Source organism: Luteibacter sp. 9133, from assembly GCF_000800155.1.
GTDB classification, from domain to species: Bacteria; Pseudomonadota; Gammaproteobacteria; order Xanthomonadales; family Rhodanobacteraceae; genus Luteibacter; species Luteibacter mycovicinus.
The window spans coordinates 1,599,534-1,625,324 of the sequence record NZ_JUHO01000001.1 but is presented as its reverse complement, the minus strand read 5'-3'; the positions used below and the strand labels follow the sequence as shown (position 1 = coordinate 1,625,324).

The window sequence follows — 25,791 nt, the reverse complement described above, 5'->3', positions numbered from 1 at the left end:
GATGGATTCAGTTTCTTGCCGCGCGTGCGGCTGCGATATCCGAGGCATGCTCGATAAGGTCGCGCCGCTCCAGCGCGAAGATGCCCATCTGACCGACCTTGAACTCCAGCCAGACGAAGGGCACGCGCGGCAGCAACGCCGCCAGGGCGTGCTCGCTGTCGCCGACTTCGACGATCAGCAGGCCGTCTTCGCTGAGATGGTCCGCGGCCTCATCGAGCATGCGCAGGGTGATGTCCAGTCCATCATCGCCGGATGTCAGCCCGAGGACGGGTTCGTGGCTGTATTCGGCCGGCATGGCGGCGTATTCGGCATGAGTGACGTACGGCGGGTTGGAGACGATGAGGTCGTAGACCTCACCCTTCACGCCGTCGAACAGGTCGGACTTGATGGCGCGGACGCGATCTTCCACATGCTGGAAGACGATGTTCTCGTTGGCAAGCGACAGCGCGTCGTCGCTGACGTCGATCAGGTCGACCTGCCAGTCGGGGTTGTACTCGGCCATGGCGATGCCGATGCAGCCCGAGCCGGTGCACAGGTCCAGCGCGCGCTCGATGTGGCGGTCGTCGAGCCACGGCGTGAAGCGGCCTTCGATCAGCTCGGCGATGGGCGAGCGCGGGACCAGCGCACGGTGGTCGCTCTTGAACTTCATGCCCGCGAACCAGGTTTCGCCGACCAGATACGCGACGGGCACGCGCTCGGTGACCCGGCGTTCGATGAGGGCCAGCACTTTCGCCTTCTCTTCCGCGATCAGCTTGCCTGCGCCGTAAGCCGGCGGGATATCCGGCGGGAGGTGCAGCGCGGCCAGCACCAGATGGGTGGCCTCGTCGATCGGATTGTCGTGGCTATGGCCAAACGTCAGGCCGGCGGCCGAGAAACGGCTGGCGCCGTAGCGGATGAAATCGATGATCGAGGAGAGTTCGCTGGTCACGGGATACGGCTTTCGATGGGGCTGACCACGGAGTATAGCCGTCCGGGAGATAGGCGGGGCCGCCCGGACCGGTCAGACGGCCCGCGGTCCCGGATCGCTCGTCGCCGGCTGACCGTCTTCGTGATGGCCAGCGAACCGTCGCAGGTAGCGCGGCTGCTCCGGTGAGACGATGTCGATGTCGTACCAGCCCGCGCTCGCCTGCAGGTCGAACGACAACGTCACCGACTGGCCCGCCGCCAGATCCAGCTCGCGTGCGTCTTCCGTCGCATACGCGTTACGTACGCGGATCGGTATCGTGGCCGTTCCAACGTTGCTGAGCCGGACCTCCACACGACGCGCGCCAGGCACACCGGCGAGAACGGCCTCGACCGCATCGCCGGCGAAGCCGCGAAGATGCGCCAGGTATCCATGGGGACCGTGCACACGTCGATCATATGCATCGCCTGCGTTCGCCAGAGGCCAGCGATCCTCGATGCGCTTGCCCGCACTCACCGCGTAACGGCGCGGTGGGGCATCCCGCTGCAACCCGTCGTAGACCAGGAAACCGGCGCCCAGACGCCCCGTGTTGCGGAAGACGAGTCGACTGCCATCCGCGTCCAGGGAGTGTTCGACGGACCACGCGTAGCCCAGTGCGCGCGCAGGACGGCTGCCCGCCTCCTGCACCGGCATCGCTTGTACGCGCGGGACCTCGATGGGCAGCTTGCCGTCGGATCCGGATGGCACACCGAGCCGGGGCACCCGGTCGTCGGCGACACCGGTGAAATCGAACGCGCTGGTCAGATCGCCGCATACGGAACGGCGCCATGCACTGATGTTCGGTTCCTCGACACCGAAGCGCTTCTCGAGAAAGCGCAGTACCGAGGTGTGGTCGAACGTTTCCGAACATACCCAGCCGCCACGTGTCCACGGAGAGACCACGATCATCGGCACCCGATTGCCGAGTCCCACCGGCTGTCTGCCCCGTGGATCGCTGCCAGGCACGAGCGGCGCGGAAATCTTCGGATGCGCGTCGAGATCCATGATCTCGTCGTCGAGCGAGGCGACAAGATCGTCCGATACGACGCCCTGCCCGTCCTCACCGCTCCCGGTCGGCGGGGCGGGCGGCACGACATGATCGAAGAAACCGTCGTTCTCGTCGTAGTTGAGGAACAGCACGGTACGCGCCCAGACCTTCGGGTTCACGGTCAGCGCATCGAGCACGCTGCGGATGTAGAACGCACCGTCGGCCGGAGAGGACGTCGGATGCTCGCTGTATTTGTAGGGCGCGACGATCCAGGCGACCTGCGGCAGCCGGCCATGGATGACGTCGTCGCACAGGTCACGCAACGTGTGCGTCGAAACACCATTGCGCACGAGTGAGCCGTTCGGATCCGCCCCTTCCTTCACCTGATAGGCCGCGAAGAATTCGAGCGAGTTGTCGGTGTAATTGTCGGTGGGCGAACCCGGCTCACCCGTGCCGCCCTGATAAACGCGCCAGCTGATGCCGGCTTTCTCCAGACGCTCGGGATACGTCGTCCACGTATAGCCATTGGCATCCGCGCGTTCTTCCGTGCCGGGACCATTCGGCTTGCGGCTCAGCCGCCCCGAGGGATCGCACGTCCCGCTCCACAGGTAGATGCGGTTGATCGCCGTATCGGCCAGCGCGGACGCGTGGTACGCATCGCAGACGGTGAACGCGTCGGCGAGCGCGTAATGAAACGCGGCATCGTCACGGCGCAGGTACGCCATGGTCAGCACGTCCTGTTTCTGCTCGATCCAGCGATCGTTGTGTCCGAGGTTCCACGCGCCGTGGCCGGTACTCCAGCCGTGATCGGTCCCCTCGTGATGGTCGCCGCTGGCATGGGTGTCGAGGTGGAACGGATAGACCCAGGCCACATCGTCGCCGATGCCGCGCGACTTCCAGTATTTCGTGCGAGCGGCGCCGACGGGTTGTTTCCATACCGGATCGCCGTTACCGAGTTCGAGTACGCGCGGGTCGGCAAAACCGCGCACACCGCGCAGGCTGCCGAAGTAGTGATCGAACGACCGGTTTTCCTGCATGAGGATCACCACGTGTTCGACGTCCGCGATGCTGCCCGTGCGACGGTCCGGCGGCGTGGCCAGCGCTTTCGCGATAGCGGCGGGAAAACCCTGCGCGACCAGCGAGGCCACCGCCGTCGCACCCGCGGTCTGGAGGAAACGGCGCCGATCGCGTGAAACCATGGAAACTCAGTCCTGTCGCAGGGATTCGATGAGGGCCAGGTGCAAGGCCGGCGTCGCGGCCGCGACGACACGACCGCCACTGTCGAGGCCCAGCGCACGCCCCTCCCAGTCGGTGATCACGCCGCCCGCCGCTTCGACCACCGGTGCGATGGCGAGGTAGTCGTACGGCATAAGATTCGCTTCAATCACTGCATCGATATGACCGGACGCCAACATGCCGTAGCCGTAGCAGTCGCCACCGAAGCGACGGGTGTAGGCGGCGCGGCTCGTACGGTCGAATTTCGCCCACTCTTCCGGCGTGAACATGTCCGGCGTCGTGGTGTACAGCGTCGCCTCCGCCAGCGCTTCACACACGCTGGTGCGACACGGATGTCCGTTCATCGTGGTACCTACCCCGACGTGGCCGATCCAGCGTTCGTCGAGCGCCGGCATGTCCAGCAGGCCGAGCACGGGACGACCGCGATGCAGCAATGCGAGCAAGGTGCCCCACAGCGGCCAGCCGGAAATGAAACTGCGCGTGCCGTCGATCGGATCGATCGACCATACGAACTCGGCGTCGATACGGGTCGCGCCGTACTCCTCACCCAGCAGGCCATGGCCCGGCCAGGCCTGCTCGATGCGCTCGCGCAGCATGGATTCCACGCCGCGATCCACGGCCGTCACGGGACTCATGTCGCCTTTCAGGGTGACATCGACGGGACGGCGGAAACGCGGCAGCGACAAGGCTCGGGCGTTGTCGGCGATACCCACGGCAAACGCCTCGAATTCCTTCCGCCCGGCGGCGGACAACGATTCCATCGACAGCACTCCAACGTTTCGCGTTGATGACAAAAACGAAAATTCTCTGCTGGATCTAAGTCCCCAGCTTTGCAAATATACCCAAAACGCCACACAGGTGGGGTATGTTGTTTCAGCGCCACAGCCCGGGGACATCGATGCGTCCATACCGCCAGATCGCCTGCACCGTCGCCCTGGGCGCCGCCTGTGGCGTGGCGAATGCGGGCAGCGTCACCGTCTACTCCGCGCTTGAGAGCGACGAAATCGCCACCTATCTCGCTGCGGCGAAGAAAGCCCTGCCCGATCTGGACATACATGTGCTGCGTCTGTCCAGTGGCGATCTTGCCGCGCGCCTGCTGGCCGAATCGGCCCAGCCGCGCAACGACGCGATCTGGGGTATGGCCGTCACCGACATGCTGGACCCACGCATCGCGGCACTGCTCACACCCATCCACGGGGACAACATCGACCGCATGCCCGCCCGTTTTCGCGGTGCGGACGCCAGCTGGTTCGCACCCACGGGCTATCTGGCCGCGCTGTGCGTCAACCGTGAAGCGCTGGCCGAACGCGGACTGCCTGTGCCGCGGACGTGGCAGGACCTGACCTCGCCGCGTTACCGCGGGCAGATCGCCATGCCCGATCCGGCATCCTCGGGCACCGGATACATGGTGTTGTCCTCGCTCAGCGATGCCGGGCGCAGCGCGAAAGGCATGGCGCTGGTCACCGCGATCGCACACAACGTGGGCCAGATAACGCTCTCGGGTTCGGCGCCGTGCAAGCTCGCACGCATCGGCGAATTTCCGATCGGTGTGTCGTTCGCGTTTTCCGCGATGCAGTCGATCCGCCAGGGATATCCGGTGACGATGGTGATTCCGTCGGATGGCGCCGGCTACGAACTCGAAGGTTCCGCCCTGATGAAGGACGCCACGCACGACGCGGACGCCCGCCGTTTCCTCGACTGGACCGCGTCGCCGGAAGCCGCGTCGCTGTACCGCGGTTTCAAGGAAATCGTGGCGGCGCCCGGCGGCAAACCGACCGAAGAACAACAACGGCAGGGCTTGCCCGCCGACCTCGTCGCGACGCTGCCCGCCCGCGACTTCACCACGGCGGCGCGCGAACGCGCGGCGCTCATTGCCAGATACAAGCGGCTGACGCGCTGACGCGCCGGCCCGGGGAGTCAAGGGGAACATGCATCTTCGCATCGACGACATCGCGAAGGCCTGGAACGGGCAGACCGTGCTCGACGGCGTGTCCTTTACCGCCGGTGAGAGCGACTTCGTCTGCCTGCTCGGCCCCAGCGGCTGCGGCAAGACGACGTTGCTGCGCATCGTCGCCGGACTGACGCCGCCCGATGCCGGCCGGGTCATCCTCGGCGAACGCGATATCACCCGGCTGCCCGCGCGCGACCGTCGCATGGGCCTGGTGTTTCAGTCCTATTCGCTGTTCCCGGACATGACCGTCGCCGCCAACGTCGGCTACCCCATGCGTCTGCGCCGCGAGGTACCCGCGACCGTCATCTCGCGCACCGCCGACCTGCTCGATCGCGTGGGCCTGGGCGCACTCGCCGCGCGCTATCCGGACGAGCTTTCCGGAGGTCAGCAACAGCGTGTGGCGCTGGCCCGGGCACTCGCCAGCGATCCGGCCATGCTTCTGCTGGATGAGCCGCTTTCCGCGCTGGATCCGGCCATCCGGACACAGCTCCGCACGGAGATCCGCTCGCTGCAACGCTCACTGGGCATTCCGACCCTGATGGTCACGCACGATCAGGACGAGGCACTGGCCATGGCGGACACCATCGTCTGCATGAACGAGGGACGCGTGGAGCAGATCGGCACGCCGCGCTGCCTTTACGAGCGGCCGCGCACGCGCTTCGTCGCCAGCTTCATCGGCAAATCCAACCTCCTGTCCACGGCGCTCGTGCGCGAGGCGATGCCCGCATTCCTCGAACGGCGCCCTCCGGGTGCCGAAGCCACCTTCGACCTCTGCCTGCGGCCGGAGGACCTGAAGGTCGTCGCCGATCCACGCGGTGAAGGCGTGGTTGAGGAACTCACATTCATGGGCAACCTTGCCCACGCGCGCATCGCCTGGCGTGGCCGCTCGTTACTCGTCGAACTGCCGGGGCGCAGCAACCTGAATCCGGGCGAGGCCGTATCGGTCGATGCGACCCGCGCCGCGTGGGTCGCCGCATGAGTGCACTGACACTGGCCGCCGTGCACACACGACGCCACATGGCGGGCATCCTGCTCATCGTGCTGCCGCTGCTGGGCCTGTGCGGCTTTTTCCTCTATCCCCTGCTGACGGTGCTGTGGCGGAGTGTCACCGATGCCCATGGTGCCATCACGCTGTCGAACTACGCGCGGCTCTTCGACGATCCCGGCCTGCCGCGTGCGGCGCTGCACAGTCTGGTCATCGGCGTGACGACGACACTCGGTACCATCGCGACCGGCGTGTGCGTCGCCATGGCCCTGCACCGCTCGCGGCTTCCAGGCAAGGCGCTGATTCGCGGCGCGTTGCTGCTCCCGATGCTCGCCCCCTCGCTCGTGCTCGGCCTCGGGCTGGTGTGCCTGCTCGGCCGCAATGGCCTCGTCCACCGCCTGACCGGATGGCCCACGGACATCTACGGCTTCTGGGGCCTGTTGCTTGCCAACCTGCTTTACGGGCTGCCGCAGGTCGTGATCATCGTGTCGGCCGCACTGGAGCGCACCCCTGTCCGCCACTACGACGCCGCCGCATCGATGGGTGCCACGCCCTGGCGCCAGTTCGTCGACGTCACGGTGCCACGCATCCGCTTCGCCGTCATGGCCGCCGCGTTTCTGGTCTTCACCGAAACGCTGACGGACTTCGGCAGCGCGGTCGTCGTCGGCGGCAGCTATCGCGTACTCGCCATGGAGATCTACAGCGAAGTGGTGGGCCAGCTCGATTTCCCGATGGGTGCGACGCTCGGCGTGCTGTTGCTCGCGCCCGCCGTGCTCTCGGTCTGGCTGGGTCGCCTGGCGAAGCGCCGGCAGGACATGGGTGACGCGAGTCCGGGCCGCGCGCTGGTGCCGGAGCGCAACTTGTGGCGCGACAGCGTACTCGGCGCCGTGACGCTGCTGGCCGTGCTCGGCATCGTCGCCGTCGTCGGCACCGTCGCCTACGTCAGTCTCGTCAAACTCTGGCCGTACAACCGCACCCTCACCCTGGCCAACTACCTCGGCGGCATGCCCGACGGATATGGACCGGTGGGCACGTCGCTATGGGTCTCGCTGCTGGCGGCACTCGCCGGCGTCGTCCTGGTCTTCGCGCTGTCCGCCGGGCTGCGTCGACTGCCCGGCTGGGTTGCCCGGCCGGTGCAGGTGCTGGCTTCGCTTCCCGCCGCCGTGCCCGGCATGGTGCTGGGACTCGGCTACGTGCTCACCTTCAATCACGGCGCCTTGTCGACGTGGCTCTACGGCAGCGTGGCGATCGTCGCGGCATGCAGTCTCTATCACTATCACGCGCCATCCTTTCTTACGCTGCAGACCGGTATGCGTCGTGTTCCGGAAGCACTGGAAGACGCGGTGGCGGTGTTCGGCGGCGACACACGTCACGTCGTTCGCGACGCGGTGCTGCCTTTCGCGGCGCCCGCCGCTGTCGCGACCTTCTTCTATCTGTTCATGCGCTCACTGGTGACCCTGTCGGGCGTGATCTTCCTGGTGACGCCCGACCTTGGCCTTGCCTCGGTCACGGTGATGCGCCTGGACGAAAACGGCTTCCTGGCGCAGGCGGCGGCGTACGCGATGTGCGTCGTCCTCGCCGGCGGCCTCGCACTGGGCGCCATGCGCCTCATCCTCCACACACTCAAGGACCGACGCCATGTGGCATGAAGAACGACACACCCGTATCCGTGACCTGCTCCGCGCCAGCGGCAAGGTCTCCGTGGAGCGCATCGTCGCCGAGCTCGGCGTGTCGCGCGAAACCATTCGCCGCGACCTGGTCGAACTGGCCGCGCTCGGAGAAATCCGCCGTGTGCACGGCGGTGCCGTGCTGACCGGCGATGAGCCGCCGATCGCCGTGCGCCATGCTACCCGCGTACGCGAAAAACGCGCCATCGCGAAGAAGGTCGCCAGCCTGGTCGAGAGCGGCCAGACCATCTTCATGGATGCGGGCAGCACGATGACGCTCGTCGCTGAAGCATTGGCGACACGAAGCGGGCTCACCATCGTCACCAATGCGGTCGACGTGGCGGCGCGCTTCGCGTCACGCCCCGGCAACGAGGTTCATCTGCTCGGCGGTCGCTTCGATGCGCAGATCGGTTGTACCAACGGATCGGCGACGATCGCCGAGATCGGCCGCTATCAGCCCCACCTGGCGATCCTTTCGCCGGTGGGCATCGATGCGAAGGCCGGTGCCAGCAGTTTCGAAATGGAGGAAGCCGAGATCGCCCGTGCGATGTGCGCCAGCGCACGACGCATCGTGATCGCGGCGGACCATTCAAAAATCGGCGTACGCAGTCGCGTCGCCTGGTGTCCCGCGGACCGGATCGACGTGCTGGTCACTGACCGCCGCTCGGAAAAGTCGCGCGGTATCGCCGCCATCAGTAAGGCGATCGGCGATGTCGAATACGCCTGAAACAACAACGTGCCAGGAAGGCCAACTCACCCATCACAACCCCATGTCCTTCCCGGAGCAACCCATGATTCCCCGCCCCAATCTCCGACGCACCCTGTTGTGCGCCGCCGTCGCGGCGTCACTGACCGGCCTCGCCTATGGTCAGGCCACCACCGGCCGCATCGCCGGTAGCGCGCCTGTCGCCAGTGGCGAGACCGTGGTGATCGAAGGCAGCAATGGCATCACCCGCGAGGTCGCGGTCGACTCGCGCGGTCGTTATGTCGCCGAGGCCCTGCCGCTGGCGACGTATAAGGTGTCACTGAAGTCCAACGGCAACATCGTCGATACCCGCGACAACGTCACCCTGCGCGTGGGCGCCGCAACGGACGTGTCGTTCGCCGCCGCCTCCTCGCAGGATGCCCAGCAGCTCGATCAGGTGACCGTCTCGGCCACGCAGGCGGCGAAGATCGATGTCGCCACCGTCGCATCGAGCACGGTGGTCACCTCCGCCGATCTCGCCCGGCTGCCCTTGCAGCGTTCGGCCGAAGCCATCGCCCTGCTCGCTCCCGGCGCCTCGCCGGGCTACACCGGCTTCAAGAACGCGTTTGGCGGCAGCCTCGTGAGCTTCGCGGGTTCGGCCGTCTCCGAGAACGCCTACTACATCAACGGGATGAACACGACCGACCCGCTCAGCGGCTTCGGTGGCGTGACCCTGCCCTACGGTGCGGTCGATCAGCAGGAAATCCTCAGCGGCGGCTATTCCGCCATGTACGGCCGCTCGGACGGCGGCGTGATCAGCCAGGTCGGCAAGCGCGGCACCAATGAGTGGCACTTCGGTGCGCAGGTGCTCTGGGAGCCGGATTTCGCACGCGCCAGCGCGCGCAACATCACCTACGGTCACGACAACCCGGCGCCCCCGGGCACGATCAACCAGCGCAACGACGAAAACCACGAGTGGACCACGACCGTGAGTGCGTACGCCGGCGGCCCGCTGGTCAAGGACAAGCTGTACGCTTTCGCCGCGGTGGAAATGGAGCGCAGCAAAGGCAACAGCATCGGCGACGTCAACCACGCCTACGATACCCGGTACACGTACAAGGATCCGAAGTGGTACGGCAAGCTCGACTGGAACATCACGGATAACAACATCCTCGAGCTGACCGGCGTCAACCAGACGCATCGCTCCAACGGCAACAAGTACACCTACGATTACCCGACCGATACGGTGGGCGATTTCGCCAGCACGGACTCGACATACAAGACCAAAGCGATGGTCTATGTGGCGAAGTTCACCAGCTACATTACCGATGACCTGACCCTCACCGCCCTGTACGGCAAGTCGAAGCTCACCTATTACAACGAGCCGCCGGCCACCGGCGTCTCCGGCCCGTTCATCGGCAACGTCAGTCAGCAGAACCCGGCCCTCAATGGCGGCACGCCGATCACCAACGGCCAGACGCTGGATACGGTGGACAACCCGGATCATGAGTCGACCAACCGCAACCTGCGCGTCGACCTCAACTACAAGATCGGCAGCCACTCGATCACCGCCGGTATCGACAATCAGGACTCGCAGGACATCGAAGACGGTACGACCATCGGTGGCGACGGCTACGAACTCTGGTATGCGAAGGGCGATCCCAATCTCAACATCAGCGACAGCCCCTTCGTCGACAAGCCGGCCAACTATCCCGGTGGCCAGACCGGTTACTACGGCTACTACCGCCACTACAACACGCTGGCCTCGGTACGCGTCAGACAGCGTGCGCAATACATCATGGACGACTGGCAGGTCACCGACCGCCTGCTGCTCTCCCTCGGCCTGCGCAACGATCAGTTCACCAACTACAACCCGTCCGGCCAGCCGTATCTCAAGCTGACCCGCCCGCAGTGGGCGCCGCGACTGGGCTTCAGCTGGGACGTCAACGGCGACTCGAGCATGAAGATCTACGGCAATGCCGGTCGTTACTTCCTCGCCATGCCGGCCTCCGTGGCGCTGCGTACCTCCGCCGGCTCGCTGGCGACCAACCAGTACTTCACCTATACCGGCATCGACGCGAACGGCCTGCCGACCGGCGTCAACTTCATCCAGTCGGCCACCGGTGGTGCGGTCTCTCCCAACGGCGAATACGGACAGCCGCCCGACCCTAAGACGGTCAGCGCGAAGAACATCAAGTCGGAGTATCAGGACGAATACATTCTCGGCCTGGACAAGCAGATCAACGCCGACTGGGTGGCGGGCGCGAAGGCTACCGTGCGTCACCTGCGCAACGCGCTGGATGACGTCTGCGACAACGGCGCGATCACCCGTGCGGCGATCGCACAAGGTGCCGACATCGACGCCGTGACGGTGGGTAGCTGCTACCTGTCGAATCCGGGCCGCGCGAACGTGTACCAGCTCGCCAATGCGAACGGCGGCTACACGAATGTCACCGTGACCAACGCCGATTTCGGCTTCCCTCACCTCAAGCGCAATTATTACGGTCTGGACCTCTACCTGTCGCATCCGTTCGACGGCACGTGGTCGGGCAAGATCGACTACCTGTACTCGCGCAGCTACGGCAACACGGAAGGACAGGTGCGCTCGGACGTGGGCCAGGGCTCGGTCGCGGCATCGCGTGACTGGGATTACGCCACGCTGATGAACTACGCCAACGGCGACCTGGGCAACGATCGCAAGCACCAGCTGAAGCTCTACGGTTCCTACCAGATCGCTCCCGAATGGCTGCTCTCGGCGAACATCCTGATCCAGTCCGGACTGCCGAAGTCGTGCCTCGGCCGCTACGGTGCGGACGAGAGCGACCCTTCCGGTTACGGCAGCTACTATCACTTCTGCTTCGGTGTGCCTTCGGCATACGGCGCGAAGGGTCGCGAGCCGTGGGAAGAGCTTGTCGACGTGAATGCGGAGTACCGTCCGCTCTGGGCCGACAAGAAGCTGGCCTTCACCGTATCGGTGTTCAACATCCTCAACCAGCAGCGCTCGCAGCGGACCAACCCGGTGTCGGGCAGCACCAACTCGGTGAACGACGGCTACCAGCAGGTCATCAGCTACACCCAGCCGCGTTACGCCCGGTTTGGCGTCACCTACGACTTCTGACGGAGCGTCCATGCATCCACTTCTGCGACTGGGTATCGTCGCGCTTGCCGCCGGAGTCCTCGCGACTCCGGCGGTCGGTGGCGAGAAGACTTACAAAGACCTGCCGACGGAAACGCCGGCCCGATTCACGCCGACGAACCCCGGCTTCGACTACGTGCGCCGCACCGTCGAGATCCCGATGCGCGATGGCGTCAAACTGCATACCGTCATCCTGATGCCAAGGGGCACGGCACACGCAGGCATCCTGCTCACGCGCACGCCTTACGGCGCCGATGGCATGGGTCACCGCAGCGACAGTCCGCATCTGGATACCGCCCTGCGCGGCTACGACAACCCGGCGGACATCATCGTCCAGGACGGATACATCCGCGTCATCCAGGACATCCGGGGCAAGCACGGTTCGGAAGGCGACTTCGTCATGAACCGCCCGCCGATCGGCCATGGCAATCCGACCGCCGTGGATGAGTCCTCGGACATCTACGACACGGTGGACTGGCTGGTAAAACATGTGCCGGAGTCGAACGGCAAGGTCGGCATCATCGGCATTTCGTACGACGGGTTCGAGGCGATGGTGGCGACGATCCGCCCTCATCCGGCGTTGAAGGTCGCCGTGCCCATCAATCCCATGATCGACGGCTGGATGGGCGACGACTGGTTTCATCGTGGCGCGTTTCGCCAGCAGATGATCCCCTATATCTATGGCATGGTGAATTCGCGCGGTAGCGACATCGGCTGGACGACGGGTTACCGCGACGACTACGACCTGTACCTTCGCGGCGGTTCGGCTGGCGATATCGGCCGCGCCTACGGCATGGAATCGCTGGGATTCTGGCAGAAGATTCTTGCGCATCCCGCGTACGACCGCTTCTGGTCCGAGCAGGCCATCGACAAGGTCGCGGCGAACGAGCCGATGACCGTGCCGACCATGCTGGTGCACAGCCTGTGGGATCAGGAAGACAATTACGGCGACATGGCGGTCTACCGCGCCCTCGCGCCGCGCGATCCCCGGCATGAGAAGTTGTGGCTGGTCTTGGGACCGTGGCGTCACGCGAAGACATGGGAAAAAGCCAACACGATCGGCGCGATCGATCTCGGCAGCGATACGGGCACCGAGTTTCGCCAGAAGATCCTGCGTCCGTTTCTCGCCCAGTACCTCAAGGACGACGCGCCGAAAGCGGACATCGCGCCGGTCAATGCGTTCGTTACAGGTGAGAACACGTGGCGCAAGCTGAATACGTGGCCCTCCGGCTGCCGTGACGGATGTGTACCTGCGATGCAGCGCTGGTTCGTCGGGGCCGACGGCGCGCTGGGGACGGCGGCACCCGCCAAGGGCGACGACGAATACGTATCGGATCCCGCGAAGCCCGTTCCCTACCGCGTGCGCCCGATTCAGTCGTGGTCGCACGGCGTGGCCGATCGCGAAGACTCGTGGCCCGAATGGCTCGTGGATGACCAGCGCGATTTCGCGTCGCGGACCGATGTGCTGACCTATGTGTCCCCCGTGCTGGATAAGCCGATGGGCGTCGCCGGCGAGCCGCTGTTTCATCTGCTCGCGTCGACGAGTGGCACGGACAGTGACTGGGTGGTCAAGCTCATCGACGTGTATCCGGACGAGGTCGAAGAGAAGCCGTCGATGGGTGGCTACGAGCTGCCGGTAGCGATGGAGATCTTCCGCGGCCGCTACCGCGAGGGCTATGACAAGCCGAAGCCGCTTCAACCGGACACCGCGCAGGAGTACCGGTTTCCGCTACCGACCGTGAACCATGTGTTCCAGCCGGGGCATCGCGTGATGGTGCAGATCCAGTCGAGCTGGTTCCCGCTGTACGACAGGAACCCGCAGACCTTCGTACCGAACATCTTCAACGCGAAGCCGGGGGATTACCGGAAGGCGACGCAGAAGATCTATCGCGACGGGCAGGAAGGAACCTACGTCGAGTTACCCGTGGTGAAATAGAGGGACGACCGGTCAACGGCAGGCCGACCCCCACCAGGTTGCGACACCCTGGTGGGAGCCGGCGCTGATGGAGGCCAGCTGGCTGGCGATACGCGATCGCCTCAGCCCGGAGGACTCAGAAGTCCCAGCGCGCCCCGACATTGAAGCCCCAGCCACGCGTTCCCGCGTCACCCAGCTTCTTCTGCCAGTCCGCCTCGCCATACAGCGAGATCCGGTTGGTCCAGGCATACGTACCGCCCAGCCCCACCTCCACCATCCGGCCGAAAGCACCGCCGGCAAACTGCTGCGAGATGTCGTAGCCCTCGGCGCCCACGTTCACCGACGAACTGCCGCCCCAGCCCTTGATGTAGTTCACCCGCGCATAAGGCGTGGCCTTGCTGCCGCTATCCGTCACCCACGTGCGATCGAAACGCACGCCGGCTCTTCCGATCGTCTGCGACAGGTCGTTGAACCGCGTGGTGGCGCCATCGGTATCCGTCTGATCACGTAGCGCGATGTGCTGACGCGTCAGCTGAAGCTGCGGCTCCAGTTCCCATCCGCCATCGAACTTGAACGGGTACCCGGCCTCAAGCGAACCGTTCCAGCCCGAACCACGGATGCGCGCCGTACCCTTCGAGCGAGCGGTATCGACGTCGCCGACGTGGCGGTCGCCCTGGGCGATCGCGTCGATATAGAAACCGCTCACGTGCTGCCACGTAACGAACATGGCGACCGAGTTGGTATCGAATTTCGTACGGCTGTAACCGTCGGCCGCTTTCGGTTCGAGCCGCGTCGTGCCGTGCGTATAGGCGATACCCGCCCGCAGGGCTGACCGGTCCGCATCGAGCGCGAAGATGTTCACGCCCACCTGCACCGCATGCGTGTCGATATCGGCGTCGTAGCCGTACTGGCTGAACGACCGGTTGGAGGAGTAGCTGTAGTCGCCACCGATGTAACGCACGAACGGCTCACCGCCGAGACCCTCTCCCGCATCGTTCATATCGCGAATCTCGCCGAGCCGGCGATGCAGGTTGTCGATCGTGCTGTAACCGTAGATGGCCAGCGCGGTCGGCGAGAGAATGTACGAAGGCACCTGTGGCACGACCGCCGGGCGAGCATCGCCTGCCGGCACGAATCCGCCGATCGATCCCGGCTGTGGCGTGGGATAAGGCAGGCCCGTCGCTGGCGTAGGCGCCGGTGTAACCGTGGTGGGCGTGGGGCAAGGGCCGTCGCACACCAGGACGTTGGCCAGCCGGTAATCCCAGAACGCGTTGCCGGTGGTCGCACCACCCACGACGCGCTGCGACGCATCGCTGCTGCCAGGCTGGAAGGCGTACAAGCCGTACTGCCACGGACCTGCCGCGACATAACCGCCCTTGAGCCGGAAAGCACCGCCCGTCGACGTGCCCGCGACTTGCACGAGGGAGATACCTTCATCGGCACGCACGTAGCCATTGCGATCGGTATCGGTCAGCGCTCCCGTGCTCAGCGCGGCAGGTGTGACATCGAGCACCGTTTCACCCGATGCATTCCCTTGCACCAGCAGGCGATCGGTCTGCTGCTGGGCCAGGGCGCCACCGGCGTTGAGGTTGGTTACCAGATTCAGCCGACCGCCCGAACTCGCATAGTTGCCGTCGATCGTCAGTCGATTGCCCGGCGATCCGCTGCCCTGGGTCAGGTCGATCAGGCCGGCATTATTCACGTTGGCCGAGCCCGGCGACGCGCCCGAGATCACCGGGTAGACACCGTTACCGGCATAGAGGGTGGACGTGGGATCGATGTCTACGTCGCTGTTGGCGAGCTTGAGGTTGTCCGTAAGGGTGAACTGCGCGCCGTTCGCGAGCGAGACGGTGTTCCAGCCGTTGCCGAGGTTGATACCCTTCGCAAGATCGTCGTAGGCGAACGTGCCGCCGCGTGTCTGTGTCCCGTCGAACGTCAGCGAGTTACCGCCGCCGGTCCCGGCCAGCAGATGATAGGTGCCGGACGTATCGACCTTGCCCACCGTCGCCTGGTTGCCCGTCCCATTGCCCATGGTCAGGCCGCCCTGCAGGGTGCCGCCCGTCCAGGCGAACGTGTCGGATCCCTCCCCCGTGCCGATGTCGCCGCGTACGCTGCCGCTGACGAGACCGACCGTATCGTTACCGGCGCTACCGCGCACGGCCTGCGCCGACGGCGACGCCGCACGGATCGTGCCGCTGTTGACGAAGCGGGTGCCCGTCCCATTGGCAAGATCCACGACGGGCGACGCGGTGCTTGCGGACGTCAGCACCCCGGCGTTGGATACCGAGGACGCCGTCCCTGCCACAAGCGCCGATCCACCGGCCGGCGAAAGGATATTCACCGACGCGGCATTGGCCACGGAACCCGTGGTCAGGGCCTGGATACCGGTCGCGCCCGCACCGTTACCGTTGACGGTGAAGCCATTGCCGATCGAAAGGTTACCGTCGGCCGGACTGCCGTCGGCGCGGCGGAACGCGTAGCCCACACCCGAGCCGTCGACGTTGAACGTCGCCGTGGACGAGGGATCGATCGCCGTCGCGGTACGCAGTCCCGCGCCGTTGACGACGCGAAGCGTCGCGCCGCGGAGCGTGATCGCACCGGTCTCCGCGGCGTTCTCGATCGCGTTACCGGTACCCAGCGTGGTGATCGTCGTGCCCGTCGCGTTGAGCGAGACGGCGCCCGTGTCCAGCAGTACGCCGTGCGCGCTGCCGTTGGTGACGATCGCGGAGTCACCCGAACCGAGCACGAGGCCGGCACCGCTGGTCAGCTGCACGCCCGCCACGCCATCATCCACCGTGATCGACCCGGCGGGATTGAGCCGCTGCGTCCCCGCACCTTCCACGCGCACGCCGGTGCCGCTGCCCACATGGATGCTGCCGTTGTTGGCGAACGTGCCGCCCGAGCGCAGCAAGGCGCCCGTGGCACCCGGGCCCGACAGATTGAGCGCCGCGTTGTTGATGGCCTTGCCGTTGGTCTCGACGATGAACCCGGTGGTGTTCGCCCCTGTCAGAGTCATGGCACCGGCATTGACGAGGCTGGCACCGTTCCGTGCGATGTAGCCAGTGACCCCGCTCGTTGCGGACGTGAGATTCGCCAGGCTGTTGAGTTGCGTACTGGTGACGACCGCACCCTGGCTGGCGCCGGTGATGCTGTGTTTCTGGCCGTCGGCCACGCCGGCGATGGCGCCAGCGCCAGCAAGATTCACGTTGGTCGCCGCGTCGATGGTGGCCACCGCGCCACCCTCCGCCACCACGCCCTGCGCGCCGTTGCCGGAGACCGTGATACCGGCGTTGCGGGTGTTCACCAGTGAACCGGTGCCGGTGCCCAGGATACCGGTCGACTGCGCACCGGAAGCGACCATGCTCAGCCCCGTGCCATCGAAATCCGCGCCCGAGTCGAGCCGGAACAGCGTCGACTGCGCCGTCGAGACGTTCAGCAGGCTGCCGCCGTTGACGTTGATATGTGCGTCATCGCCGTAGGCGAAGAAGCCGATCTGCCGTGTGCCGCTGGCGAAACTCGGTGCCGCGCCGGCAGCCACATCGACCGTGGCGCGACCGCGCGCATGGATACCGATCGCGCCGTCGCCGAGCAGGTTTACCGCACCCTGCACGTTCGCGCTCGCCGTGGCGCTGCCCTGCCCTTCGGCCCAGACACCGTAATTGCGCGTGCCACTGGCGGGATCCGCGCCACCGGCGACATTGATCGTGCCCGTATTGCTCACCAGCGATGCCGTCGCGCCGGTCGAGAGCGCCTTGATACCCGTCCCGTTCACGCCATTGAGGTTGATGGTTCCGCTGTTGACGACGTTACCGGTGGCGCCGCCGTTCTGTACGAGGATGCCATCGTTTTCGCGCGGTACCGCGGCGGCCGCGCCGTTGACGTTGATCGTCCCCGAGCTGTCGACGTTCGCACCCGGCGACGTCACGAGGATGCCCGCGGCGTTCTGGGTGAGCGAGCCAAGCGTGATGGTGCCCTGGTTCCGCGCGATCGCCGCGTAAGGTACGTAGATGCCTGTCGTCATCGTGCCCTGGTTGACCGCGATGTCGGCCGCCGGCGTCGCGGGTGACGTTTGCGGCCCGCGACCGATATAGATCGTGCCCGCCGCTCCGTTGGTGAAGATGGCGCTGGGATCGCCCAGCGCGATGCCGTCCATCGAGCCGTTCGAGCGCGAACCCGTCACGCCGACGTTGACGATGCCGTTGTTGGTCGCGCTGGCATTGGCGCCCACGCGCACACCGATCGACTTGCCCGCGCCATTGGCCGAGCCGGTGGCGAGGTTGAGAATACCGTTGGTTCCATTGGTGAACGTACCGCCGGACTGCAGATCGACCGCCGTGGACCCGATGGCACCGTTGGTAATGGTGTTGTCGGCATTACGGAAGAAGTTGCCGTTGATCACGCCATTGTTGGTACCCGTCGTACCCGCTCCCGTCAGCACCAGCGCCGAGCCGTCGCCGGTGTTATGCGTGGCCGCCAGCGTGCCATTGATCGTCACGTTCGCGCCGGCTTCGCCGCGCACCGTGCCGCCGTTGGTGTTGACGGCTTCCAGCGTCGCGCCGGAAGCCACCGTGCCGGAGGCGTTGGGGCCGACCAGTTGCATGACGATGCGATTACCGATGGGCTGCGCCACTTCATCGGCTGCGTCGTCGGCGCTGATGCCGTAGCTGATCTGCTCGGTCGTCGCGCTGTAGCCCTTCGCGAACAACGATGCGTACGAGGTGGGAGCGAGATTCCCCGTCTGCAGGTTGGCGATGAGGAAATTGTTGTAATCACGCAGCTGCGCGTCATTGGTGACGGTGTGTGAACTCGTCACACCGTCGACGGTGGTGACATCGAACGTGCCGCCGTAATGCGAAACGTAACTCACGTACAGGTTTTGCGGCTGGGCCGGGTTGGCCACGTCACCGTTGAAGGCGATGCGATTGCGCGAGGTCCAGTCGATGGTGCTGGCCGCGCTCCCGGTGCCGTCCGCGTAGAACAGGGAGGTCTGTTTCGCCGCCATGGTCCAGCCGTTGGTGGTGGAGTCCGTCGGCACGCCGGGACTGCCGATGTCGACGGTGAGCGCGCCGCCACCACTGGTCACCGTGCCGACGCGCGCGTCGATGTACTGCTGCCCGTTGACGTTGACCACGTCCGGCACCGCGGTGCTGCCGTCAACGGCGCTCAGCCCGACCAGGTTGGCACTGTTGTACGTGGAGACGACACGCCGGCCACCGGTGATGGGATCCGGCACGCTGACGCCAAAGTTCTGGGTGCCGGGGTTCAGACGTGCCGCACCGATCCACTCGGAACCCGACTGGATCCGTCCAAGCCCCTGGAGCGCGGCGATGGTCGTATTGCGCGTGCCGGTGTCACCCGCGGCGAAAAGCTGTGGGCCGGAGATCGTCACCACCTGACCGGGCGTCAGTACCGTGGCGTACTGCTGGTTGTCGTTCTTCGTGGGTGAATAGGCGTCGAGGGTGACGGTCTGAGCGACGACCGGACCACCCGTCAGTGCCGCGGCGACGGCGAGAAACAATTTGGCGCGACGGCGGCCGCCCATCATGGCGCGGCGCGAAATAACCTGGGAGCTCATTTTTGGTACGTATCCCTATCGGGCGCCGATCCCGGCACCGTGAAGCACGACTGGCACTCCCTTACCCCGCGACGCGAGCCCCCTCACCCGTTCACCGTGGCCCTCCTGGGCCCCGTGCGAAGCAGCGACGTGTCGAAGACGCGTCGGTCATTACTTAGGTATATTCGGCAGGCCATGAAAAAAACGTGCATTTATTTGCCGAATATGCGCATAGTTTTTGCACAGTCTTACCGCAGCAGCGGGAAACGCGGGCCTCGCCTATACTTCCCCGATGAAGCCAAAGGTCCTGCTGCAGTACATCCTCCCGCACCGCTTTCTTTCGCGAATCGTCTACTGGGCGACCCGCTGGGAATGGACGCCCTGGAAAAATTTCCTGATCCGGGAGATCGTCCAGCGCTACGACGTCGACATGAGTCAGGCGGCGCAGCCCGACCCGCTCGCCTATCAGCATTTCAATGCGTTTTTCACGCGCAAGCTGAAGCCGGGCGCACGCTCCGCCGCGCCCGATCCGCAGGCCATTCTTTGTCCCGCTGACGGACGTATCAGCCAGTGCGGCCCGATTCGCGACGGCCGGATCTTCCAGGCCAAGGGCCAGGAATACACGGCGGCCGAACTGCTGGGCAGCGACGAAGCTGCCGCCCCTTTCCGAAACGGCAGCTTCGCGACGATCTACCTGTCCCCGCGCGACTACCACCGCGTTCACATGCCGCTGTCGGGCACTCTGACCGGCACGACACACGTGCCGGGTCGCATCTTCAGCGTCGCCCCGTTCGCGGTGGCCGACATCCCTCGCCTCTTTGCACGTAACGAACGCCTCGTCTGCCATTTCGACGGCGAACACGGCCCCTTCGTCTCGGTGATGGTGGGAGCGATCCTGGTCTCGAGCGTCGCCACGGTCTGGGACGGCATGGCTATCCCGCCGTACGCGGCGGATATCATCCGCAAGGACTGCCGCGGCAGAGGCGTCCACATCGATCGCTTCGGCGAGATGGCCCGCTTCAACATGGGCTCGACCGTGATCCTCCTGCTGCCGGAGGGCTACCGCTTCGACGACCTCCAGCCCCAGCAGCAGGTCGTCGTCGGCCAGCGTCTGGGCCAATACGTGGGCGCCGGCACGCGCGACTGACCCACCGCGTCACAATGTGACGAATATGTCTTCAAATTGACGCGACGTCAGCGTATGCTCCGTGGCTCCGGCGCCTCTTAGGGGGAAGCGCCGGGGTCATAAGAAGCATCCGCCCAGGGGAAGTCGTCCATGCGTCTTGTCACTCATCTCATTGCCGTCAATCGCGAAATCCGCCTGAAACGGCAACTGGCCGACATCGAGCGCGTCGTGCTTGCTCTTCCCGTCCGGGCACACGCCGACCTGCAGCAGCTGGTCAGGCGCGAGATGGAGCAGGCCGCAGCATGTGACTTCCCGCATCTCTACGGCACTCCGCCGGAAGAACGCTACAGCACCTATGGTCACGGGCCGGATGTCGGCCTGGGCAAGGCACGCTCGGAAAATCCGCTGATCGCCACACGCGGCGTCGCCCTGTGGATCGCCTCGGTGTATCACGAGACCCTCGATTCCCGCCGTCCTGGCATGGAAGACCTGCACCGGCAGATTCTTCGCCTGATGCGTCAGATCAAGGAACTCTCGACACCGGATAAGCGCGATGCCGCCGACGCGTGGATGGAACCGCACGCGGTCGCCTGATTCTTCTCAGAAAGACTACCGGCAAACCGGTACGCGCAGCGCCTGCCCCACTTTCAGCTGATGTCCTTTGAGGCCGTTCATACGCGCGATGTCCTCGACATCCGCGCAGTTGCTCTTGCGAGCGATACTGACGAGCGTGTCGCCCCGGCGCACCGTGTAGCTCTTCGAAGCCGACGACGATGACTTCGACGGTGTCGACGACGACGAACCACCGGCCAGCGCGGCGGATGTGGCGGCCGGCGGGGGTGGAGCGATGATCTTCACCGCATTGTGCAGGTCGGCCGCGAGGATGGGCCACGGACCGTCGGCACAGCTGGAGGCGTAGGCCTTCTCGAGCTGTTTGGGTACTTCGAGTCGCATACCCACCGGCTGGCTGATCTGCGGATCGAGGCGGGGGTTGAGGTTGCGCAGCGTGCGGAACCAGCCTTCCGGCATGTCCTGCGTCGAGCCGAGGCAGACCGTCAGTTCGCTCAGGGAGGCCGGGCGCTTCAACGTGATCTGGCCCGGCTCACCGTCGATCTTCGGCCACTTCAGGTGATAGCTGTCAGGGTGCAGGAACAACCATGCCGCGGCCAGCACCATCGGGACGTAGTCACGCGTTTCCGCCGACATCTGGCCATAGATCTGCGGGTCGTAGAAGCTCGCGCCGGGACTGCTCGCCGCGATGCGGCGCATGCGCCCCTCGCCGCCGTTATAGGCGGCCAGGGTCAGCTCGAGATTGTTGTTGAAGGCGGCCAGCTGCTCGTCGATGTATTCCGCATTGGCCTGCGCCGCCATCGTCGGATCGAAGCGCTGGTCGAAGCCGTCCGAGTTGCTCAGGCCGAAGCGCAAGCCGGTGGCGTACATGAACTGCAGGGGGCCGGATGCGCCGGAGCGCGAGACCGCGTGCACCTTGCCACCCGACTCCTTCGCCATGATGCCGAAGAGCAGCGCCTCGGGCAGGTCGGCCTTCTTGTAGGCCGGCCACATCTTGTAGCGCATCATCTGGTAATTGACGTAAGCGTCCATCAGGTTGGGACGCAGCTGGGTCAGCCAGAGCTCCAGTGCCGCCTTGACCGGACCGTTCATCACCATCAGGTCGGAAAACTGCTGGCCCTTGAGCATGGTGACGGCGCGCTGCGCCGCCGGTAACGAACCGATCGCGACGGAGCCCGGCAGATTCGCGTCGCCCGGCTGCGCACCGACTTCGGCACCCTGCTCCGTATCGTCCGCATCTTCGCCTTCGATGAAGCTGCCGTCCTTCAGGCGCAGCAGACGATCGAACACCGCGGCGAACCGCTGCGGGTCGCAACCCGGGGTCAGGCTGCAACGGGCCGACGCGTCCTTGAGCTGGTCGAGCGACTGCTTGCGCGTCTGCGCCGCCTGCGGGGTATCGCCCCGGCGAGCCTGGTCGATCGAGCTCTCGTAACCCTTGCTCGCCTGGTTCATCCGGTCGTACAACGCATTGACCTCGGGCGTGGCCCTGCCCGGACGGGGCGTACCGCTGGAAGCGCAACCGGCGAGGACCGCCAGGGGAAGCAGGAGAAGCGGACGCGGCACGCGAAAGGACATGTACGAAACTCAGGGTCAGGCAGTGGCGGCCACGTTACCCGCCGGACCGCCCGGACTCAAGCGGTCGTGCGTCAATTTTCTCCGTAACGGCATATCGTTGCGTACACTTATTCAGGAGATTCTTAAGGATGAAACCATGCCCACGATCCTGATTGGCCGCAACGACGAGGCCACTGTCGAACTGGACTCCCGCTACGGCAACCGCCACGGCATGATCGCCGGAGCCACGGGTACCGGAAAGTCGGTCAGCCTGATGCTGCTCGCGGAGGGTTTCTCCCGTCTCGGTGTGCCCTGTTTTCTGGCTGATGCCAAGGGCGACCTCGCCGGCCTGTCACAAGCCGCCGGCGCTCCGTCGGAAAAGCTCACCGCCCGCCTGACCAGGCTCGGTCTCACGACCTGGAAGCCGCAGGCCAATCCGGTGGTGTTCTGGGACATCTACGGCAAGGCCGGTCACCCGGTACGTGCCACCGTGTCGGAGATGGGCCCGACCCTGCTCTCCCGCATTCTGGAGCTGAACGACACGCAGGAGGGCGTCCTCGAGGTGATTTTCCGGGTCGCCGACGATGAAGGCCTGCTGCTTCTCGACCTGCCCGACCTGCGCGCGATGCTGGGCTTCGCTTCCGGGCACGCCAAGGACATCTCGTCGCGCTATGGCCTGATCAGTCCACAGAGCGTCGCCGCCATCCAGCGATCCTTGCTGAAGCTGGAGCAGGACGGTGCCGACGCCTTCTTCGGCGAACCGGCGCTCGAGTTGCCGGATCTGATGCGTCAGGACATGAGCGGCCGTGGCGTGATCAACGTGCTGGCGGCGGATACCCTGATCCTCAAGCCGCGCCTGTATTCGACGTTCCTGCTGTGGCTGTTGTCGGAGCTGTTCGAGCAGCTGCCTGAAGTGGGCGATCTGGACGTGCCGAAGATGGTGTTTTTCTTCGACGAAGCGCACCTGTTGTTCGACGACGCGCCGGCCGCCCTGCGCCAGCGTGTCGAACAGGTGGTGCGGCTGATCCGCTCCAAGGGCGTGGGCGTCTACTTCTGCTCCCAGAATCCCGACGACGTACCCGGCGAGATCCTCGGCCAGCTCGGCAATCGCGTACAGCATGCGCTGCGCGCGTTTACCCCGCGCGACCAGAAAGCGGTGAAAGCCGCCGCCGAAACGTTCGCGCGAAACCCGAAACTCGATGTGGTCGAAAGCATCGGCACGCTCGGCACCGGCGAAGCCCTGGCATCGACCCTCGGTGATGGCGGTATCCCCTCGCCCGTGCAGAAGATCCTCGTGTCGACGCCTGAATGCCGCATCGGCGCGATCACCGATGACGAGCGCGCGACCGTTCGCGCGCGCTCGCCCGTCGGCGCGAAATACGACACGTCGGTCAACCGGGAATCGGCCGAGGAACGCCTCGCCGCGCGCGCCACGGCGAAGAACGCCGACGATGCGCCGCCGGTGAAGTCCACGGGCAAAGCCGGCGACTCCGCCAGCAAGGCGGGTGAAGACGACGCGGGCTGGGGCGGCGCCGTGCGTGACGCCGTCTTCGGAACCCGACGGCGGCAGGGTATGGTCGAGACCATGGCCAAGTCGATGGTGCGCGCGGCCGGAACGCGTGCGGGTCAGCAGATCGTGCGCGGCATTCTTGGCAGCATCTTCGGCGGAAAGCGCTGAGCATGCCGCGACACGCGCTCGCCGACGCCGACACGCCGTTTTCGCAGCGTGCGATCGACGGGTTCCGCTACCCCCTGGGTAGCGGCGCCCGGCTGACGCTGATCGCGGTGACGCTGCTGGAGGCGCTCTCGTTCCTGCCGGTGACCGGTCTGAAACTGCTGGTGATCTTCATCGGCTGGATGGCGATCTACGTCTACGCGTTCGAATGCCTCCGGCACACGGCCGATGGCTTCGCCGATCCGCCGGAGCTCGCGCTCAACACCGAGGACAGCACCGGCGTCGCACTGATCCTGATTCAGCTCACCGGCAACGCACTGGCCGTGCTGGCACCGTTTTTCCTCGGCATTCCCGGATTGCTCGTCTCACTGGTGTTCGCTTTCGTCCTGCCGGTGATCACGATGTCGCTCACCTTCGACGGTGTCGGCGCGGCGCTGAACCCGGCTAACTGGGTCGCGGCCATCGCCCATTTCGGTCCGAGCTACCTGCTGCTGTTCGCCATCGTCATGCTGACCAGCCTGCTCCAGGCGGGCGCGCAGTACGCCATGAAAGATCACGGCCCTACGTTCATCGGCACGCTCGGTTATTACGCGGTGGCCAATTACCTGACCATCTACAACTTTCATCTCATGGGCGCTCTGATTCACCACAAACACGAGACGCTGGGCTATTTCCCTTCGTCCATCGCGCTGCGCGAGGCTACCGAACCCGATGACGACGACGCACTGCTTCAGCACGTCAACCTGATCGCGCGCGACGACATTCCCGGCGCCACCGACATTCTTACGGAGCGCTTGAGAGAAGGCCTCGCACCCGTCCCGATGCATACCCGGTACCGTGAACTGCTACGTGCGCAGGACCGGCTTCCCGAGCTGCTCGTCCATGGACAGATCTGGATCGCCGCGCTGATCGCCGGGCAGGAAACCCGACGTGCCCTGGGCGTGGTTCAGGACTGCCTCGACGTCGATCCCGCCTTTCTCCCTGACGATCCCCGCACGTGCGGACCGCTGGCGGATGTCGCCGCGCATGGCGGCATGGTTCGGCTGGGGCTGCACCTCGCGCAGGGCTACCTGACGACCTGGCCGCGTGACATGGGCGCGCCCAGCTACGGACTGCTGGCGGCGCGTCTGCACGACCGTCTCGGCGACCCCGTGTCATCGGCACGGCTCGCTCGCCGGCTGCTTGCCGACTATCCGGAACATCCCGTGAGATCCGACCTGGAAGCATTGCTGGCGACGCTGAGCCCGACATACGGGGTGTCGCCATGAGCCGCTGGCGCCCGCCTTCGCCGTCGTCGACGGCGATCATCACGCGCGAGGGCTTCGAGCGACTCAAGGCGGAGCTCGACCATCTGTGGCACACGGTACGTCCCGAAGTGGTCAAGGCACTCGCCGCGGCTGCCGCCGAAGGCGACCGGTCCGAGAATGCGGAGTACACGTACCGCAAGAAGCAACTCGGCGAGATCGATCGTCGCGCGCGCTATCTCAGCAAACGCATTCCGGTGCTCAAGGTCGTCGAAGCGGCGCCTTCTCAGCGCGATGCGGTTTTCTTCGGCGCCACGATGGAACTCGAGAATGTGGAAACCGGCGAGACGGTGCGTTACCGCATCGTGGGACCGGATGAAACCGATGCACGCAAAGGGTGGATCAGTATCGATTCGCCCATGGCGCGCGCGGTACTCAAGAAGCGGCTGGATGATGAGTTCGAGGCGGATCTGCCGGGTGGACGGACGCGGTTTGCGATTCTGGCGGTGGCGTACGACTGAGACAGGCAGGGATTGAAACGGGCAGAAACCCACCCGGAACA

The 25,791-nt window shown here is 65.4% G+C and carries 16 protein-coding genes; 11 read left to right on the top strand and 5 right to left on the bottom strand.

Annotation, left to right across the window (positions count from 1 at the left end):
- Positions 1–7: 7 nt before the first annotated feature.
- The 3 genes from prmB to hisN form a co-directional block, all read right to left on the bottom strand.
- The gene (gene prmB / locus FA87_RS07035; protein WP_043693369.1) at positions 8–928 is read right to left on the bottom strand and encodes a 50S ribosomal protein L3 N(5)-glutamine methyltransferase; all 921 of its coding nucleotides are present in this window, start codon (positions 926–928) and stop codon (positions 8–10) included.
- 72 nt (positions 929–1,000) lie between these two features.
- A complete protein-coding gene (locus FA87_RS07030; RefSeq protein ID WP_043693367.1) occupies positions 1,001–3,130 on the bottom strand; it encodes a phospholipase C, phosphocholine-specific in 2,130 nt (709 codons plus the stop codon).
- 6 nt (positions 3,131–3,136) lie between these two features.
- Positions 3,137–3,928, bottom strand: coding sequence for a histidinol-phosphatase (hisN, locus tag FA87_RS07025; RefSeq protein ID WP_043693364.1), 792 nt, complete (start codon positions 3,926–3,928; stop codon positions 3,137–3,139).
- A gap of 137 nt (positions 3,929–4,065) precedes the next feature.
- Between hisN and FA87_RS07020 the strand changes: the two genes are divergently transcribed.
- The 6 genes from FA87_RS07020 (at position 4,066) to FA87_RS06995 (ending at position 13,527) form a co-directional block, all read left to right on the top strand.
- The gene (locus FA87_RS07020; RefSeq protein WP_043693361.1) at positions 4,066–5,067 is read left to right on the top strand and encodes an ABC transporter substrate-binding protein; all 1,002 of its coding nucleotides are present in this window, start codon (positions 4,066–4,068) and stop codon (positions 5,065–5,067) included.
- A gap of 28 nt (positions 5,068–5,095) precedes the next feature.
- Complete coding sequence (locus FA87_RS07015; RefSeq protein WP_043693358.1) at positions 5,096–6,097, top strand: ABC transporter ATP-binding protein; 1,002 nt, start codon at positions 5,096–5,098, stop codon at positions 6,095–6,097.
- Positions 6,094–7,752, top strand: a complete 1,659-nt coding sequence (locus FA87_RS07010; RefSeq protein ID WP_052191199.1) for an ABC transporter permease subunit — start codon at positions 6,094–6,096, stop codon at positions 7,750–7,752. Before FA87_RS07015 ends, FA87_RS07010 begins: the two co-directional genes overlap by 4 nt.
- Complete coding sequence (locus FA87_RS07005) at positions 7,742–8,497, top strand: DeoR/GlpR family DNA-binding transcription regulator (RefSeq protein ID WP_036114096.1); 756 nt, start codon at positions 7,742–7,744, stop codon at positions 8,495–8,497. The genes FA87_RS07010 and FA87_RS07005 overlap by 11 nt, the downstream gene beginning before the upstream one ends.
- A 64-nt stretch (positions 8,498–8,561) precedes the next feature.
- Positions 8,562–11,573 carry a TonB-dependent receptor gene (locus tag FA87_RS07000; RefSeq protein ID WP_043693355.1) on the top strand — a complete coding sequence of 1,004 codons (3,012 nt, stop codon included), beginning with the start codon at positions 8,562–8,564 and terminating at the stop codon, positions 11,571–11,573.
- A gap of 10 nt (positions 11,574–11,583) precedes the next feature.
- A complete protein-coding gene (locus FA87_RS06995) occupies positions 11,584–13,527 on the top strand; it encodes a CocE/NonD family hydrolase (RefSeq protein WP_043693353.1) in 1,944 nt (647 codons plus the stop codon).
- 115 nt (positions 13,528–13,642) lie between these two features.
- Here the strand turns inward: FA87_RS06995 and FA87_RS06990 are convergent, their stop codons facing one another.
- A complete protein-coding gene (locus FA87_RS06990) occupies positions 13,643–19,081 on the bottom strand; it encodes an autotransporter outer membrane beta-barrel domain-containing protein (protein ID WP_197062382.1) in 5,439 nt (1,812 codons plus the stop codon).
- A gap of 271 nt (positions 19,082–19,352) precedes the next feature.
- On the opposite strand from FA87_RS06990, the gene asd reads away from it, so the two are divergent.
- On the top strand, positions 19,353–20,207 hold the full coding sequence (asd, locus tag FA87_RS06985; protein WP_036114101.1) for an archaetidylserine decarboxylase: 855 nt from the start codon (positions 19,353–19,355) through the stop codon (positions 20,205–20,207).
- Between the two features lie 129 nt (positions 20,208–20,336).
- Entirely contained in the window at positions 20,337–20,780 is a 444-nt protein-coding gene (locus tag FA87_RS06980) for a hypothetical protein (RefSeq protein WP_043693350.1), read from the top strand.
- Positions 20,781–20,795: 15 nt separating this feature from the next.
- On the opposite strand, the gene FA87_RS06975 is transcribed toward FA87_RS06980, so the two are convergent.
- Positions 20,796–22,331 carry a transglycosylase SLT domain-containing protein gene (locus tag FA87_RS06975; protein ID WP_043693347.1) on the bottom strand — a complete coding sequence of 512 codons (1,536 nt, stop codon included), beginning with the start codon at positions 22,329–22,331 and terminating at the stop codon, positions 20,796–20,798.
- Between the two features lie 136 nt (positions 22,332–22,467).
- Here FA87_RS06975 and FA87_RS06970 point away from each other — a divergent pair, with 136 nt between their 5' ends.
- Genes FA87_RS06970 through greB form a run of 3 tightly spaced genes read left to right on the top strand, consistent with a single transcriptional unit; the run spans position 22,468 to position 25,750 of the window.
- The gene (locus tag FA87_RS06970; RefSeq protein ID WP_043693346.1) at positions 22,468–23,988 is read left to right on the top strand and encodes a helicase HerA-like domain-containing protein; all 1,521 of its coding nucleotides are present in this window, start codon (positions 22,468–22,470) and stop codon (positions 23,986–23,988) included.
- A gap of 2 nt (positions 23,989–23,990) precedes the next feature.
- Complete coding sequence (locus tag FA87_RS06965; protein ID WP_043693343.1) at positions 23,991–25,253, top strand: DUF4013 domain-containing protein; 1,263 nt, start codon at positions 23,991–23,993, stop codon at positions 25,251–25,253.
- The gene (greB, locus tag FA87_RS06960) at positions 25,250–25,750 is read left to right on the top strand and encodes a transcription elongation factor GreB (protein ID WP_036114111.1); all 501 of its coding nucleotides are present in this window, start codon (positions 25,250–25,252) and stop codon (positions 25,748–25,750) included. The genes FA87_RS06965 and greB overlap by 4 nt, the downstream gene beginning before the upstream one ends.
- Positions 25,751–25,791 lie beyond the last annotated feature (41 nt).

Coding starts and splice junctions, on each gene's coding strand:
- FA87_RS07030 (WP_043693367.1), bottom strand. CDS start 3,130: ATGGTTTCACGCGATCGGCGCCGTTTCCTCCAGACCGCGGGTGCGACG.
- hisN (WP_043693364.1), bottom strand. CDS start 3,928: ATGGAATCGTTGTCCGCCGCCGGGCGGAAGGAATTCGAGGCGTTTGCC.
- FA87_RS07020 (WP_043693361.1), top strand. CDS start 4,066: ATGCGTCCATACCGCCAGATCGCCTGCACCGTCGCCCTGGGCGCCGCC.
- FA87_RS07015 (WP_043693358.1), top strand. CDS start 5,096: ATGCATCTTCGCATCGACGACATCGCGAAGGCCTGGAACGGGCAGACC.
- FA87_RS07010 (WP_052191199.1), top strand. CDS start 6,094: ATGAGTGCACTGACACTGGCCGCCGTGCACACACGACGCCACATGGCG.
- FA87_RS07005 (WP_036114096.1), top strand. CDS start 7,742: ATGTGGCATGAAGAACGACACACCCGTATCCGTGACCTGCTCCGCGCC.
- FA87_RS07000 (WP_043693355.1), top strand. CDS start 8,562: ATGATTCCCCGCCCCAATCTCCGACGCACCCTGTTGTGCGCCGCCGTC.
- FA87_RS06995 (WP_043693353.1), top strand. CDS start 11,584: ATGCATCCACTTCTGCGACTGGGTATCGTCGCGCTTGCCGCCGGAGTC.
- FA87_RS06990 (WP_197062382.1), bottom strand. CDS start 19,081: ATGAGCTCCCAGGTTATTTCGCGCCGCGCCATGATGGGCGGCCGCCGT.
- asd (WP_036114101.1), top strand. CDS start 19,353: ATGAAGCCAAAGGTCCTGCTGCAGTACATCCTCCCGCACCGCTTTCTT.
- FA87_RS06980 (WP_043693350.1), top strand. CDS start 20,337: ATGCGTCTTGTCACTCATCTCATTGCCGTCAATCGCGAAATCCGCCTG.
- FA87_RS06975 (WP_043693347.1), bottom strand. CDS start 22,331: ATGTCCTTTCGCGTGCCGCGTCCGCTTCTCCTGCTTCCCCTGGCGGTC.
- FA87_RS06970 (WP_043693346.1), top strand. CDS start 22,468: ATGCCCACGATCCTGATTGGCCGCAACGACGAGGCCACTGTCGAACTG.
- FA87_RS06965 (WP_043693343.1), top strand. CDS start 23,991: ATGCCGCGACACGCGCTCGCCGACGCCGACACGCCGTTTTCGCAGCGT.
- greB (WP_036114111.1), top strand. CDS start 25,250: ATGAGCCGCTGGCGCCCGCCTTCGCCGTCGTCGACGGCGATCATCACG.